The organism is Streptomyces sp. CNZ287 (assembly GCF_007827615.1).
Map to the genome: position 1 here is coordinate 115,407 of NZ_VISV01000001.1, position 13,843 is coordinate 129,249.

At 71.2% G+C, this 13,843-nt stretch carries 12 protein-coding genes; 5 read left to right on the forward strand and 7 right to left on the reverse strand.

All coding sequences use genetic code 11. The features are described from left to right. Positions 1–135: 135 nt before the first annotated feature. Together FB457_RS00515 and FB457_RS00520 are read right to left on the reverse strand one after the other, a co-directional pair. Positions 136–1,617, reverse strand: a complete 1,482-nt coding sequence (locus tag FB457_RS00515; protein WP_047017969.1) for a PAS domain-containing sensor histidine kinase — start codon at positions 1,615–1,617, stop codon at positions 136–138. A 326-nt stretch (positions 1,618–1,943) separates the two neighbouring features. Continuing rightward, positions 1,944–2,576 (reverse strand): TetR/AcrR family transcriptional regulator, encoded by a 633-nt coding sequence (locus tag FB457_RS00520; RefSeq protein ID WP_145780412.1) that lies wholly within the window; start codon positions 2,574–2,576, stop codon positions 1,944–1,946. A 79-nt stretch (positions 2,577–2,655) separates the two neighbouring features. Between FB457_RS00520 and FB457_RS00525 the strand changes: the two genes are divergently transcribed. Beyond that, positions 2,656–3,408 (forward strand): SDR family oxidoreductase, encoded by a 753-nt coding sequence (locus FB457_RS00525; protein ID WP_047017967.1) that lies wholly within the window; start codon positions 2,656–2,658, stop codon positions 3,406–3,408. A 69-nt stretch (positions 3,409–3,477) separates the two neighbouring features. Here FB457_RS00525 and FB457_RS00530 read toward each other — a convergent pair whose 3' ends face one another. From FB457_RS00530 to FB457_RS00550, 5 genes are all read right to left on the reverse strand, one after another. Next, on the reverse strand, positions 3,478–4,527 hold the full coding sequence (locus FB457_RS00530) for an SIS domain-containing protein (protein ID WP_047017966.1): 1,050 nt from the start codon (positions 4,525–4,527) through the stop codon (positions 3,478–3,480). A gap of 48 nt (positions 4,528–4,575) precedes the next feature. Continuing rightward, positions 4,576–6,147 (reverse strand): glycoside hydrolase family 3 N-terminal domain-containing protein, encoded by a 1,572-nt coding sequence (locus tag FB457_RS00535; RefSeq protein WP_145780414.1) that lies wholly within the window; start codon positions 6,145–6,147, stop codon positions 4,576–4,578. Positions 6,148–6,269: 122 nt separating this feature from the next. Further along, complete coding sequence (locus FB457_RS00540; RefSeq protein WP_047017964.1) at positions 6,270–7,100, reverse strand: carbohydrate ABC transporter permease; 831 nt, start codon at positions 7,098–7,100, stop codon at positions 6,270–6,272. After that, complete coding sequence (locus FB457_RS00545; RefSeq protein WP_145780417.1) at positions 7,097–8,080, reverse strand: ABC transporter permease subunit; 984 nt, start codon at positions 8,078–8,080, stop codon at positions 7,097–7,099. Before FB457_RS00545 ends, FB457_RS00540 begins: the two co-directional genes overlap by 4 nt. Positions 8,081–8,170: 90 nt before the next feature. Then, positions 8,171–9,457, reverse strand: coding sequence for an extracellular solute-binding protein (locus tag FB457_RS00550; RefSeq protein ID WP_047017962.1), 1,287 nt, complete (start codon positions 9,455–9,457; stop codon positions 8,171–8,173). 317 nt (positions 9,458–9,774) lie between these two features. Here FB457_RS00550 and FB457_RS00555 point away from each other — a divergent pair, with 317 nt between their 5' ends. The 4 genes from FB457_RS00555 to FB457_RS00570 all read left to right on the forward strand — a co-directional run bounded on the left by FB457_RS00555 (position 9,775) and on the right by FB457_RS00570 (position 13,800). After that, entirely contained in the window at positions 9,775–10,581 is an 807-nt protein-coding gene (locus FB457_RS00555; RefSeq protein WP_173534882.1) for a GntR family transcriptional regulator, read from the forward strand. Between the two features lie 183 nt (positions 10,582–10,764). Next, positions 10,765–12,987 carry a carbon starvation CstA family protein gene (locus FB457_RS00560; RefSeq protein WP_173534881.1) on the forward strand — a complete coding sequence of 741 codons (2,223 nt, stop codon included), beginning with the start codon at positions 10,765–10,767 and terminating at the stop codon, positions 12,985–12,987. Beyond that, positions 12,984–13,187: a YbdD/YjiX family protein gene (locus FB457_RS00565; protein ID WP_047017960.1), complete on the forward strand. Its 204-nt coding sequence runs from the start codon at positions 12,984–12,986 to the stop codon at positions 13,185–13,187. Before FB457_RS00560 ends, FB457_RS00565 begins: the two co-directional genes overlap by 4 nt. 94 nt (positions 13,188–13,281) lie before the next feature. After that, positions 13,282–13,800, forward strand: coding sequence for a GNAT family N-acetyltransferase (locus tag FB457_RS00570; protein WP_047017959.1), 519 nt, complete (start codon positions 13,282–13,284; stop codon positions 13,798–13,800). Positions 13,801–13,843 lie beyond the last annotated feature (43 nt).

A 13,843-nucleotide genomic window follows, 5' to 3' on the forward strand; every position in this document is an offset into this window, starting at 1 on the left:
CCGCAAAGCCGCACCACGAGTCACCGCAGAGCCCCGGAGCCGGATGGCCCGGGGCTTTTTGCTGCCCCGATGCCGCCGTGGGCCCCGCCCGTCAACCCGCGGCGTCCACCTCCGTACCCGCAACGCCCCGGCGCATCAGCGCTTTTCGGGTTGCACGGGGATGTCGAACACCACCCGCGTGCCCCCCTCCGGCGCCCGCGCCATCGAAAACGTGCCCGCCAACTCCCCCTCGACCAGCGTGCGTACGATCTGCAGCCCGAGGCTCCCGGACGTCGCGGGGTCGAACCCCTCCGGCAGCCCCCGCCCGTCGTCCTGCACGGTGACCAGCAGCCGGCTGTCCTGCCGCCCGCTGGAGCGCAGCGCGGTGACCTCCACCCGCCCCGACTCCCCCGGCCCGAAGCCGTGTTCCAGGGCGTTCTGCAGCACCTCGGTGAGCACCATGGACAGCGGCGTGGCGACTTCCGCCTTGAGCACGCCGAAGCGGCCGGTGCGGCGTCCCGTCACCCGGCCGGGATTGATCTCCGCCACCATCGCCACCACCCGGTCGGCGATCTCGTCGAACTCCACGGTCTCGTCCAGGTTCTGCGACAGGGTCTCGTGCACGATGGCGATCGAGCCGACCCGCCGCACCGCCTCGTCCAGCGCCGCCCGCGCCCGCCCGTCGGGGTCCTCTGCGGCCAGCCGGCGCGACTGGAGCCGCAGCAGGGCGGCGACGGTCTGCAGGTTGTTCTTCACCCGGTGGTGGATCTCGCGGATCGTGGCGTCCTTGGTCATCAACTCGCGCTCGCGCCGCCGGATCTCGGTGACGTCGCGCAGCAGCACCAGCGAGCCGATACGCGTCCCGCGCGGCTTCAGCGGGATCGCGCGCAACTGGATGACGCCGCCGTTGCCCTCCACCTCAGCCTCCCGCGGCGCCCACCCGCTGGCGAGCTTGACCAGCGCCTCGTCCACCGGCTCCTTGCTGACGGCCAGCTCCGAGGTGGCCTGGCCGAGGTGCCGGCCGACGAGGTCGGCGGCCTGGCCGAGGCGGTGGTAGGCGGAGAGCGCGTTGGGCGAGGCGTACTGCACGATGCCCTCCGCGTCGAGGCGGATGAGCCCGTCGCCGACGCGCGGCGAGGTCTCCGTGTCGCCCTGCTGCCCGGGGTAGGGGAACGCGCCTGCGGCGATCATCTGCGCGAGGTCGGAGGCGCTCTGGAGATACGTCAGCTCCAGCCGGCTGGGGGTGCGCACGGTCAGCAGGTTGGTGTTGCGGGCGATGACGCCCAGGACACGGCTCTCCCGGCGCACGGGGATGGACTCGATCCGTACGGGCACCTCCTCGCGCCACTCCGGGTCGCCCTCGCGCACGATCCGGCCCTCGTCGAGGGCCGCGTCGAGCATGGGGCGCCGGCCGCGCGGGACGGTGTGGCCGACCATGTCGTCCTGGTACGAGGTGGGGCCGGTGTTCGGGCGCATCTGCGCCACGGAGACGTAACGGGCGCCGTCGACGGTCGGGACCCAGAGCACGAGGTCGGCGAAGGACAGGTCGGCGAGCAACTGCCACTCCGATACGAGGAGGTGCAGCCACTCCAGGTCGGTCTCGCTCAGCGCCGTGTGCCGGCGGACGAGTTCGTTCATGGACGGCACACCTGGAGCCTACCGGCGGGGCCGCGAAGCACCCGAAGCCCGCCGCGGCGAAGCCGCCGGCGCCGGCGGTGCGGGCCGCGGGCCGGAACGCACTTCGGGCCGCGGTGCCTGGACCGGGACCCTCAACCCGTCCGGCACCACGGCCCGGAGCCAAGCACCGGTGCGCGCGCCGCGAAGTGTGCGGCCCCGCGGCGTCGCAGCCGGTGAGGAGGCCGGGACGCAGTCAGGGCAGAGAACGCCTCGGGCCTCGTTCCGCCCCGTCGTGCGGAAGGGGCGGAAGCCTGACAAGCATTGTGGACTAGACCACTCCCGGCTGTCTACGCCCCGGACGCGCCGACTTGGCCGCCCTCCGCCGACGCCGCGAAGCCCGCCGCGGCGACCTCCGCCACCCGCATCAGCAGCTCCCGGTCGGCACCGTCCCTGGCCTGCGCGGACATGCCCTGGAGGACGGCTCCGGCGTAGCTCGCGAGCTTCTCCGTGTCGGTCCCGGGCGGCAGCACGCCCGCGGTCACGTCGGCCTGGACGCGCGCGGTCATGGCGGCGAGGTTCAGGGCGCGCAGCTCGCGCATCTTGGTCACCACCTCGGGGGTGGTGGCGCTCACGCCGACGCTGAGCACCATGCAGCCGCGGGGGTGGTCCGGCGCGGTGTACCCGACGGCGGCCTCGCGCAGGATGCGGCTGAAGGCGGCGACGGCGGTGGGCTCCTCGGCCAGCGCGCGGTCGATGAACGTGCCGTTGTCGGTCGTCGCGTACGCCTCGACGGCGGCGTCGAAGAGCGCCTTCTTGTCCCCGAAGGCGGCGTACAGGCTGGGCGCGCCGATGCCGAGGACGCGGGTGAGGTCGGCGACGGAGGTGGCCTCGTAGCCGTGCTGCCAGAAGGCGTACAGGGCCTTCTCCAGCGCTTCGTCGCGGTTGAAGGAGCGGGGGCGCCCGCGCTGCTTGGTGGCCATGGAAACAATTCTATAGCGCCCGCTAGATAATGTGATACGGTCCTTTCTGTAGCGACCTTTACAGAAAGGGGGCGCCGCCATGGGCGCGCTCACTGGCAAGACGGCACTGGTCACGGGCGCGAGCCGCGGGATCGGCAGGGCGATCGCGGAGCGGCTGGGGCGGGACGGCGCGCGGGTCGCCGTGCACTACGGCAGCAACGAGGCGGCGGCGAAGGAGACCGTCGCCGCGATCGAGGCGGCCGGCGGCGAGGCGTTCGCGATCAGGGCCGAACTGGGCGTGCCGGGTGACGCGGCGGCGCTGTGGGCGGAGTTCGACCGGCACGCGGACGGGCTCGACATCCTCGTCAACAACGCGGGGGTGGCGCTGCAGGCGCTCATCGAGGACACCGACGAGGCCGAGTTCGACCGGCTGTTCGCGGTGAACACCAAGGCGCCGTTCTTCGTCACCAAGCTGGGGCTGTCCCGGCTGCGCGACGGCGGGCGCATCGTCAACGTCTCCACGGTGGCCACGCACGCGGCGCTGATGCCGACGCTGCTGGCGTACACGATGACGAAGAGCGCGGTCGACGCCTTCACCAAGTTCCTGTCGAAGTCCGTGGGCGAGCGGGGCATCACCGTCAACGCGGTCGCGCCCGGCGCCCTGGACACCGACATGAACGCGGCCTGGCTGCGCGACAACGACGACGCGAAGGCGGGCATGGCGGCGATGTCGCCGCTCGGCCGGATCCCGGACGTCAGCGAGGTCGCGGACACGGTGGCCTATCTGGTCTCCGGCGACGCCAAGGTGCTCACGGGCACGTACGTCGACGTCTCCGGCGGCGTACTGCTGTAGCACGTGCTACGGGCCGCGGCCCCGGCTCCGCAGGAGAGCCGGGGCCGCGGCCCGTTCCGGATCAGGCGATCAGCGGGTCTCGGTGACCTTCGCCAGCGAGCGGGGGGCGTCCGGGTCCTGGCCGCGGGCGATGGTGACCTCGTACGCGAGCAGTTGCAGCGGCAGGATCTCCAGGATCGGCTGCACCTCCTCCGCCACCCCCGCCGTGGGCAGCGCGAAGCCCCCCGCGGCGGCGTCGACCTGCGCCTGCGGGCCGATGACGACGAGGTCGGCGCCGCGGTCCCGCAGCCGGTCGAGCACCGGCTGCAGCGCCTCGCCGCCCCGGCCGTCGGTGACGATGGCGATGACCGGCGAGACGTTGTCGACCATCGCCAGCGGGCCGTGCAGCAGGTCCGCGCCGGAGTAGGAGAGCGCCGGGATGTACGACGTCTCCATCAGCTTCAGCGCCGCCTCCTTGGCCGTCGGATAGCCGAAGCCGCGCGAGGTGAGGACCATCCGCTCGGCGAAGCGGTAGCGCTGCGCCAGGGCCTTCACCTCGTCCTGCCGGGCGAGGATCTGCTCGGCCAGCTCCGGCAGCACCGCGGCGGCCTCGCCCCGCCCGCCGCGCATGCCCTCGACGAAGAGGTAGAGCGCCAGCAGCGAGGCGGTGTACGTCTTGGTCGCCGGCAGCGCCTTCTCCGGGCCCGCCTGGACGTCGATGTGGTACTCGCTGACGCCGGCCAGCGGCGAGTCCGGGTTGTTGGTCACCGCCAGCGTGAGGGCGCCGGCCTCGCGGGCGGCGCGGGTGGAGGCGACGAGGTCGGGCGAGCCGCCGGACTGGCTGACGGTGATCACCAGCACGTCGGTGAGGTCGGGCTTGGCCTCGTACGCCGTGGTGGTCGACATCGAGGTCAGCCCGCACGGCAGCCCGAGCCGGACCTCCAGCAGGTACTTGGCGTACAGCGCGGCGTTGTCCGACGTACCGCGCGCGGTCAGCAGGACGAAGCGCGGCGAGCGGGCCGCGATCGCCTCGGCGACCCTGCGGATCTCCGGGGCGCCGTGCGCCAGGATGCGGCGCAGGGCCTCGGGCTGTTCGGCCATCTCGCCGGCCATGATCCGGCCCGGCTGGGCGGCAGTCATGCGGGGTGCCTCCGTAATGCGGTGTCAGGTGGTACGGGCGGGTGGCGGTCAGGCCCCGGCGCCCTTGCCGGTGATGACCTCCGCGGCGGCGCGTCCGCAGACGCGGGCGGCACCGTGTGTCGCGATGTGCGGCGCCCCGCGCGGCGGCGCCTGCGGCACACCCATCTCCACCACGGCGGTGTCGGGACGGGCGGCGAGCAGGGCGTCGAGCGCGTCCGCCATCCAGGGGTGGCGGTGGACGTCGCGCACCACTGCGACGATCCTACGATCACCCGCTGCCGCGAGCACATTTGCGGTCAGCGCCGACAAACCCTCCCGGCTCGCCGCCTTGCCGCCTCCGCCGCCGTCGGCGCCCAGCGACGAGCCGTCGAAGACCGCGGACTCGGTGCCGGGCAGCGCGCGCTCCAGTTCCGCGCCGACGCCCCACGGGGTCTCCTGCCCCACCGCGATGCTGGCCACCGGCGTGAAGCCGGCGACGTACACCGGACCGGCCGGCGGCTCGTAGCCCGCGGCCCCCGTGACGCGCAGCGCCCGGCGGGCCGCGGCCTGGCCGATGCCGGGGTCCGGCGCGATCCCCTCCGCCGCGCCGGGGGCCGCGGACGCCGACCAGGCCGCCAGCGCCCGTACCCGGGCAGCGGCATCGGCGAGCCGCTCCTCGGGCAGGTCCCCGCCGCGCACCGCGGCCACCAGGGCGTCGCGGGTGCGCAGCACGATCTCCTCGTCGCCGCGGGCGCCGATGCACATCGCATCGGCGCCGGCGGCGACGGCCCGTACCGCACCGCCCTCGATGCCGTACGTCGCGGCGATGGCCTGCATCTCCAGCGCGTCCGTGATGATGAGGCCGGTGAAGCCGAGCCCGCCGTCGGCGACGGGGGCGCGCAGCAGGCCGGTGAGCACCGCGGGGCTCACGGTCGCGGGCACGTCGGTGCGGAGCGCGGGCAGCAGGATGTGCGCGCTCATCACGGCCTTGGTGCCGGCCGCGACCGCGGCCCGGAACGGCACCAGCTCGCGCTCGCGCAGCACGTCGACGGGGACGTCGATGCGCGGCATGGCGTGGTGCGAGTCGACGTTGGTGTCGCCGTGGCCGGGGAAGTGCTTGGCGCAGGCGCTGACGCCCGCGTCCTGGAGGCCCTCGATGTACGCGGCGGTGTGCCGGGCGACGAGCGCGGGGTCGGCGCCGAAGGAACGCGCGCCGATCACCGGGTTGTCGGGGTTGGAGTTGACGTCGGCGGACGGCGCCCAGTCGAGGTTGACGCCGACCTCGGCGAGCCGGCGGCCCAGCTCGCGGGCGACGGCGCGGGTCAGCCCGGGGTCGTCGACCGCGCCGAGGGCGAGGTTGCCGGGGAACGAGGAGCCGGTGCGCACCTCGAGCCGGGTGACGTCGCCGCCCTCCTCGTCCATCGCCACCAGCACGTCGGGCCGGGCGGCGCGCAGCCGCGCGGTGAGCCGGGCGACCTGCTCGGGGTTCTCGATGTTGCGGCCGAAGAGCCCGACGCCGGTCAGGCCCTCGTCGAGGCGGCGCAGTACCCAGTCCGGGGGCGTCGTGCCCAGGAAGCTCGGCTGCAGTACGGCGAGGGCGTCCCGGGTCAGGGTGTCGGTGCTCCCTGCGAGTGTCGTCATGGCCGTCGTGCTGTCCCTTCCCGCGGCGGGTGGTTCCGCCGCAGCTTACGAGGTGGTACGGGAGGACCTGTCTCTCCGGTCCCGTCGTTCGCCCGCCGCAGGCGGGACCGGGGAGACAGGTCCTACCCCTTCACGGCACCGGCGGTGAGGCCGGCGGTGACCTTCCGCTGCAGGTACAGGAAGAGCAGCAGGATGGGCAGGGCGAAGAGCGACGCGGCGGCCATGGTGGCGCCCCAGTCGTCGCCGAACTGGGTCTGGAACTGGGACAGCCACAGCGGCAGGGTCTGCGCCTCGGCCTCCTTGTTGAGGACCAGCACCATCGGGAACTCGTTCCAGGCGGTGATGAAGCCGAAGAGCGAGGTGGCCATGAGGCCGGGCGCCAGCAGCGGGAAGATCACCTTGCGGAACGCCTGGACCCGGGTGGCGCCGTCGACCATGGCCGCCTCCTCCAGGTCCTTGGGCACCGCGGCCACGAAGTTGCGCAGGGTCAGGATGGTGAGCGGCAGCACCATCACGGTGTAGAAGAGCGTGAGCGGCACCAGGCTGTTCAGCATGTCGGCGTCGCGCACCAGCATGTACACCGAGATGACCATGACCTCCCAGGGCGCCATCTGCGCGAACATGAAGACCAGGATGAGGCCGGTACGGCCCCGGAAGCGCATCCGCGCGATGGCGAAGGACGCCAGCAGCGCGACGAGCAGCGAGAAGCCGACCGCCAGCAGGGTCACCGTGAGCGAGTTCTTCCAGAAGTTCCAGAAGTTGTCGGCGTCGAAGGCCGTGCGGTAGTGCTCGAACGTCGGGTCCAGGGGGAACCAGACCGGGTCCTCGCTGATGATGTCGCCGGTCGGCTTGAGTGACGTGGCGAACATCCAGTACACGGGGAAGAGGAAGATGACGAACAGCACCACGGCCGTCGCGTTGGGCCAGAAGCGGCCGAAGAGCGAGCGCCTCACGAGTCTTCCCTCTCCTGCTTCATGAGCAAGCGGATGTAGTACGACGTCAGCCCCATCAGGACCAGGATGGTGAGTACGGAGATGGCCGCGCCCATGCCGTAGTGCTGGTTGCCGACGCCCTCGACGAAGGCGTAGACGGGGAGCGTCTCGGTGAGCCGGTCGGGGCCGCCGCCGTTGATCGCGTAGACGTGCGGGAACGCCTTGAAGATCCAGATGATCTCCAGGAACGTGGTGGCGAGCAGGAACGGCCTGATGAACGGGAAGGTCACCGAGGTGAACGTGCGCCACGCGCCGGCGCCGTCGAGCCCGGCCGCCTCGTACAGTTCCCTGGCGATCGTGGTCGTGGCGGCGTAGAGGTTGATCGCCACGAACGGGACCGACGTCCAGACGAGCATCACCGTGATCACGAAGAAGGTGGAGAACTGGCTGCTGGTCCAGGAGTAGTCGGCCATCGAGTGCCAGCCGAGCTTGTCCAGGATCCAGTTGACGACCCCGTAGCGCTCCGCGAACAGCCACTGGTAGACGGTGGTGGCCGCGATGATGGGCATCGCCCAGGCGAGCACGAGCGCCATCAGCAGGGTGAGCCGCATCTTGCGGCCGAGCCGGGCGAGCAGCAGCCCGACCAGGGTGCCGAGCAGCATGATGAGCGCGACGTTGACCGCGGTGAAGACGATCGTCCGGAGCGTGACGCGCCAGAAGTCCTCGCCGCCGAGGGCGTCGGCGTAGTTGTCGACGCCGTTCCATACGGTGAGGTGCTGGATCAGCTCCTTCATACCGAGTTGCTGGAACGACAGGACGCCGTTCTTGATCAGCGGCCAGCCGAGCAGCACCGCGGTGAGCACCAGCGCGGGCAGCAGCAGCAGGTACGGGAGGGCGCCGGCGGAGCCCTGGGCCTTGCGGTGGCGTCCGGGCGGTGGGGGTGGTGTCGTACGGGCGCGGCCTTTGGCCTTCTCGGCCGGCCTCGGTATCTGCACAGTCATGATGCGGCGATCTCTTCGGGACGAGGTGGTTTCGGACCCGCGGGTGCGGGCGGGGCCGGGTCGTACCCGGTCCCGCCCGCCCGGTGAGGCTTACTCCTGCGCCAGGCGCTCGTTCAGGTCGTCCTCGACCGACTTCGCGGCCTCCTCGTGGGAGTCACCGTTGAGGTAGGCGGTCATGTACGACTTGATGGGGTTGGGGGTGTTCTCCACCGCGCCCCACTCCGGGATGAGCGGCGTGGTGCCGCCGACGGCGGCGGCGGGCGCCGCGGCCTCGGCCGCCTCGTTGCCCTCCAGCTTCGACAGCAGCGAGTCCTTGTTGGGGATCACGCCGTTGGCGGCCGCGAGGGCGCCCTCGTGCTTGTCGGAGAGCACGATCCTCAGGAACTCCTGGGCGAGCTCCTGCTTCTCGCTGCCCGCGGCGACGGCCAGGTTGGAGCCGCCGAGGAAGACGCTCTCGGGGGTGTCGGCGGTCTCACCGGGGATGGTGAAGTAGCCGATCTCCTTCTCGAAGTTCTTGTCCTTGCTCGCCTCGACGGCGATGCCGGACTCCCAGCCCATGCCGATGATCGCGCCGGTCTTGCCCTTGCCGAAGACCTCGCCCTGCTGCGGGGTGGCCTCGTCCTTGTCCTTGGGCGCCGTGGAGTAGTCGGCGTACTGCTTGTAGATCTCCATGGCGGCCCCGACCTTGGGGTCGGAGAGGTTGGAGACCCACTTGTCGCCGTCCTGCTTCACCAGCTCGGCGTCCTGGCCGATGAGCAGGCCGTCGAAGAAGTACCAGTTCTGGCCGGGCATGTAGATCGGCTCGGCGTCGGTGTTCTTCTCGATCTTGTCGAACGCCGCGAAGAGGTCGTCACGGGTCTTGGGGATCTCCGTGATGCCGGCTTCCTTGAAGATCGACTTGTTGTACATCACCACGCGGTTGGCGAAGAACCACGGCACCGCGTACTGCGCGCCCTCGTAGACCGACGACTCGTTGAGGGACTCGGTCCACTCGGTGCCGATCTCCTCCTTCAGCTCGGTCAGGTCGGCCAGACCGCCGGTCGCCGCGTAGGCGGGGGTCTGGGTGTTGCCGACCTCGACCACGTCCGGCGGGCTCTCCTCGGAGAGCGCGGTGGTCAGCTTCTGCTGGATGCCGTTCCACTGCTGCACCTTGTATTCGAGCTTGGCGCCCGTCTTCTTCTCGAACTCGGCCTCGACGTCCTTCAGCCAGTCGTCAGGGGTCGAGCCGTCCATGGCCCAGAAGGTGAGCGTCTCGCCCTTGAACGACTTGGCGCCACCGCCCTTGTCGCCCGCTTCGTCACCATCGTCAGAACCGCAGGCGGCGAGGCTTGCCACCAGGCCAGCCGCCGCCAGCACCGCTACCGCCGTGCGCTTCACGTCACCCTCCTCAACATGCCGGCCCACGCCCCCCAGCCGTCTTTCGCCAGCGATTCGCCACCGAAAAGTCCTTGCTCCCGGACCCTGCCCGTGGAGTGGACTTGTGGTCTTTAATGGTTTAGACCAGGTTGACGGTCTTGGTCTGGACCAATCGTGGAACGAAGCCTGGCCTAGACCAATGAGGGTGTCAAGGGTGTGCGGCCTGCCGGTTCGGCTTCCGTTACCGGACCGACATGTGAGCTATCCCGTCACCCCGCGAGTGCACCGACGGGTGACGAGCCGTGCCAGGATGTGAGCCGCTACCAGACGGAGGAGTCATGAGGACGAACGCCGGACCGGCCGAGGGAACGTCGGCTGCGACGGTACCGGCAGCCGACGAGCCGGGACGTGCCGGGGGCAGCACCGGGCGGACCACCCGCGTGCCCAAGTACTACCGGCTCAAGCGGCATTTGCTGGAGATGACCGAGACCCTGCCTCCCGGCACCCCGGTGCCGCCGGAGCGCACGCTCGCCTCCGAGTTCGACACCTCCCGTACGACCGTGCGCCAGGCGCTGCAGGAGCTGGTCGTCGAGGGTCGGCTGGAGCGGATCCAGGGCAAGGGCACGTTCGTGGCCAAGCCCAAGGTCTCGCAGGCACTCCAACTGACCTCGTACACCGAGGACATGCGCGCCCAGGGCCTCGAACCCACCTCGCAACTGCTGGACATCGGCTACGTCACCGCCGGCGACCAGCTCGCCGAGCGGCTCGACATCACCCCCGGCGGGCGGGTGCTGCGCATCGAGCGGCTGCGCCTGGCCAACGGCGAGCCGATGGCCATCGAGACCACCCACCTGTCCGCGAAGCGCTTCCCGGCGCTGCGCCGCAGCCTGGTCAAGCACTCCTCGCTCTACACCGCGCTCGCCGAGGTCTACGACGTCCACCTGGCCGAGGCCGAGGAGACCATCGAGACCTCGCTGGCCACGCCGCGCGAGGCGGGCCTGCTGGGCACGGACACGGGCCTGCCGATGCTGATGCTCTCGCGCCACTCCGTCGACACCCACGGCGAGCCGGTGGAGTGGGTCCGCTCGGTCTACCGCGGCGACCGCTACAAGTTCGTCGCCCGCCTCCGCCGCCCGGTGGGCTGAGCGGCCGCGCGGCGGCGTTCCCGGCCCGGCGCCGGGCCGCCGCCGCGCTCTGCCCCGGCCGCAGGGCCCCGGACGGGGCTTTCGTGATCGGATAGCGACTGATCGCCCTAGTGACGGCGGCCTGCCCCTGCTCTACATTTCGAGCGCATTGCAAGAGTTGAGAGCTCAGGGGACGGAGCCGCCATGACTGTGCAAGCACCCCCGGACGTGCCGAAAAAGCCACGTCTGGAACCGAAGAGCGTCATCCTGTGGACCGTCGTGGCCCTGGTGGGCGCCATCGGCTGGACCATGCTGGCGCTCTCCCGGGGCGAGGAGGTCTCGGCGGCCTGGATGGTGGCGGCGGCCCTCGGCTCGTACGCCATCGGCTACCGCTTCTACTCGAAGTTCATCGCCTACCGCGTGCTCAAGGCCGACAAGACGCGCGCCACCCCCGCGGAACGGCTCGACAACGGCATCGACTTCCAGCCCACCGACCGCCGGGTCCTCCTCGGCCACCACTTCGCCGCGATCTCCGGCGCGGGCCCGCTCGTCGGCCCGGTGCTGGCGGCGCAGATGGGCTTCCTGCCGGGCACGATCTGGATCGTCGCGGGCGTGATCTTCGCGGGCGCGGTCCAGGACATGGTGGTGCTCTTCTTCTCCACCCGCCGCAACGGCCGCTCGCTCGGCCAGATGGCGCGCGAGGAGATCGGCCCGTTCGGCGGCGCCGCCGCGCTGCTCGCGGTCTTCGCGATCATGATCATCCTGCTGGCGGTGCTGGCGCTGGTCATCGTCAACGCGCTGGCGGAGTCCCCCTGGGGCACGTTCTCCATCGGCATGACGGTCCCGATCGCCCTGTTCATGGGCTTCTACCTGCGGATGATCCGTCCGGGACGGGTCGCGGAGGTGTCGCTGATCGGCATCGCCCTGCTGCTGCTCGCGCTGGTCGCGGGCCGCTGGGTGGCCGAGTCCTCGCTCGCGGACACGTTCACGCTGAGCAAGGAGTCGCTGGTCATCTGGATGGTCATCTACGCCTTCATCGCCTCGGTGCTGCCGGTGTGGATGCTGCTCGCGCCGCGCGACTACCTGTCGACGTTCATGAAGCTCGGCACCATCGCGCTGCTCTTCATCGGCGTGGTCGTGGCCGCGCCGACGCTGAAGATGGACGGCGTCACCGACTTCGCGGGCGAGGGTACCGGACCGGTCTTCGCCGGCTCGCTCTTCCCGTTCGTCTTCATCACCATCGCCTGCGGCGCCCTGTCCGGCTTCCACTCCCTCATCTCCTCCGGCACCACGCCCAAGATGGTGCAGAAGGAGACGCAGATCCGGATGATCGGCTACGGCTCCATGCTGATGGAGTCCTCCGTCGCGATCGTGGCGATGATCGCCGCCTGTGTGCTGGACCCGGGACTGTACTTCGCGATGAACTCCGCGCCCACGGTGATCGGCGACACCGCGCAGTCGGCGTCGGAGGCGATCCAGGGCTTCGGGTACGAGATCACGCCCGCGGCACTGCAGGCGGCGGCCGACTCCGTCGAGGAGTCGACGCTGCTATCCCGTACCGGCGGCGCACCGACGTTCGCCATCGGCGTCTCGGAGATCTTCTCCGACGTGACCGGGGACAGTCTGAAAGCGTTCTGGTATCACTTCGCGATCATGTTCGAGGCGCTCTTCATCCTCACCGCGCTGGACGCGGGCACCCGGGTGGGCCGCTTCATGCTCCAGGACACCCTCGGCAACGTCTACAAGCCGCTCAAGCGCGTGAGCTGGTGGCCGGGGCTCATCGCCACCAGCGCGGTCGTCGTGGGCCTGTGGGGCTACTTCCTCTGGGTCGGCGTCAACGACCCCCTCGGCGGCATCAACCAGCTCTTCCCGCTCTTCGGCATCACCAACCAGTTGCTCGGCGCGGTCGCGCTGACGATCTGCACCACGCTGCTGATCAAGTCGGGGCGGCTGAAGTGGGCGTGGGTGACGGGCATCCCGCTGATCTGGGTCGCGGTGGTCACGCTCACCGCGAGCTGGCAGAAGGTCTTCTCCGACGACCCGCGGGTCGGCTTCTTCGCCCAGGGCGACGTGGCGCAGGAGGGCATCGACTCCGGCAAGCTGTCCGGGCAGGAGCTGGAGGACGCCGAGACGATCGTCACCAACACGACCGTCGACGGGGTGCTGTCCGCGGTCTTCGCGCTGCTGGTGGTCGTCGTGATCCTGGACGCGGCCCGGGTGTGCGTGAAGTCGCTGCGCAACCCGGAGTCCGTCGTCAGCCACGAGGAGCCGTACCACGAGTCGTCGTACGTGGCACCGGCGCAACTGATCGCGACCAAGGAGGAGAAGGAGGAGCTGGCCGCGGCGGGGCTGGGCAGCGGCGGCGGGTTCAAGCCGGGCACAGGACCGGGTGCCGGCGGCGGTGCGCGGGACGGAGGGGGCTCGTGACCGGGACGGCCGCGCTGGCGGCGGCCGGGCGCAAGGTCTGGTGGTACGTCCGCGAGGTGATCGGCGACACGGCGTACGAGCGCTACGTCGAGCACCTGCGCGGACACGACCCCGACGCGAAGGTGCCCACCCGGCGCGAGTTCGAGCGGATGCGCACGGACGCGGGCGACGACCCGCGCAAGGGCTTCCGCTGCTGCTGAGCGCGGTGCGGCACGGGCCGCAGACGTACGGGCCGCCGTCCCCGGCTTCCGGGGGCGGCGGCCCGTTGTCGGTGGGGCAGGGCAGACTCGGGGTATGGACTTCACGGTGCGGCCGGTGCGGCCGGAGGAGTACGAGCGGGCGGGCGAGCTGGTCGCCGAGGCGTATCTGGCGGACGGGCTGCTGACGTTCGGCGAGGACGACGCGTACGTGCACGAGCTGCGGGACGTGCACCGCCGGGCGGCGGCGGAGCGCGCCGAGGTGCTGGTCGCGGTCGAGGGGGACGCCCGCGCGGTCGGCGGGGACGTGCTGGGCAGTGTGACGTTCGTGACGGCGGGGTCGCCGTTCGCGGAGCTGAGCGGTCCCGGCGAGGGCGAGTTCCGGATGCTGGCGGTGGCCCGGGAGGCGCGCGGCCGGGGCGTGGGCGAGGCGCTCGTACGGGCCTGTCTGGACCGCTCGCGGGAGCTGGGGGCGCACCGGGTGGTGCTGTCCAGCACCCCGCAGATGGGCACGGCCCACCGGCTGTACGAGCGGCTGGGGTTCGTCCGCACCCCGGCGCGCGACTGGCTGCCGCTGCCGGATCTGCCGCTCTGGGCCTTCGTCGCGGACCTCTGACGCCCGACCGAGAGACGACACAACATATGGGGGTGCTTCCACA

What these genes read in the sequence shown, in the direction of transcription:
- FB457_RS00515 (WP_047017969.1), bottom strand. Translation starts at nt 1,617, where the DNA reads ATGAACGAACTCGTCCGCCGGCACACGGCGCTGAGCGAGACCGACCTG.
- FB457_RS00520 (WP_145780412.1), bottom strand. Translation starts at nt 2,576, where the DNA reads ATGGCCACCAAGCAGCGCGGGCGCCCCCGCTCCTTCAACCGCGACGAA.
- FB457_RS00525 (WP_047017967.1), top strand. Translation starts at nt 2,656, where the DNA reads ATGGGCGCGCTCACTGGCAAGACGGCACTGGTCACGGGCGCGAGCCGC.
- FB457_RS00530 (WP_047017966.1), bottom strand. Translation starts at nt 4,527, where the DNA reads ATGACTGCCGCCCAGCCGGGCCGGATCATGGCCGGCGAGATGGCCGAA.
- FB457_RS00535 (WP_145780414.1), bottom strand. Translation starts at nt 6,147, where the DNA reads ATGACGACACTCGCAGGGAGCACCGACACCCTGACCCGGGACGCCCTC.
- FB457_RS00545 (WP_145780417.1), bottom strand. Translation starts at nt 8,080, where the DNA reads ATGACTGTGCAGATACCGAGGCCGGCCGAGAAGGCCAAAGGCCGCGCC.
- FB457_RS00555 (WP_173534882.1), top strand. Translation starts at nt 9,775, where the DNA reads ATGAGGACGAACGCCGGACCGGCCGAGGGAACGTCGGCTGCGACGGTA.
- FB457_RS00560 (WP_173534881.1), top strand. Translation starts at nt 10,765, where the DNA reads ATGACTGTGCAAGCACCCCCGGACGTGCCGAAAAAGCCACGTCTGGAA.
- FB457_RS00570 (WP_047017959.1), top strand. Translation starts at nt 13,282, where the DNA reads ATGGACTTCACGGTGCGGCCGGTGCGGCCGGAGGAGTACGAGCGGGCG.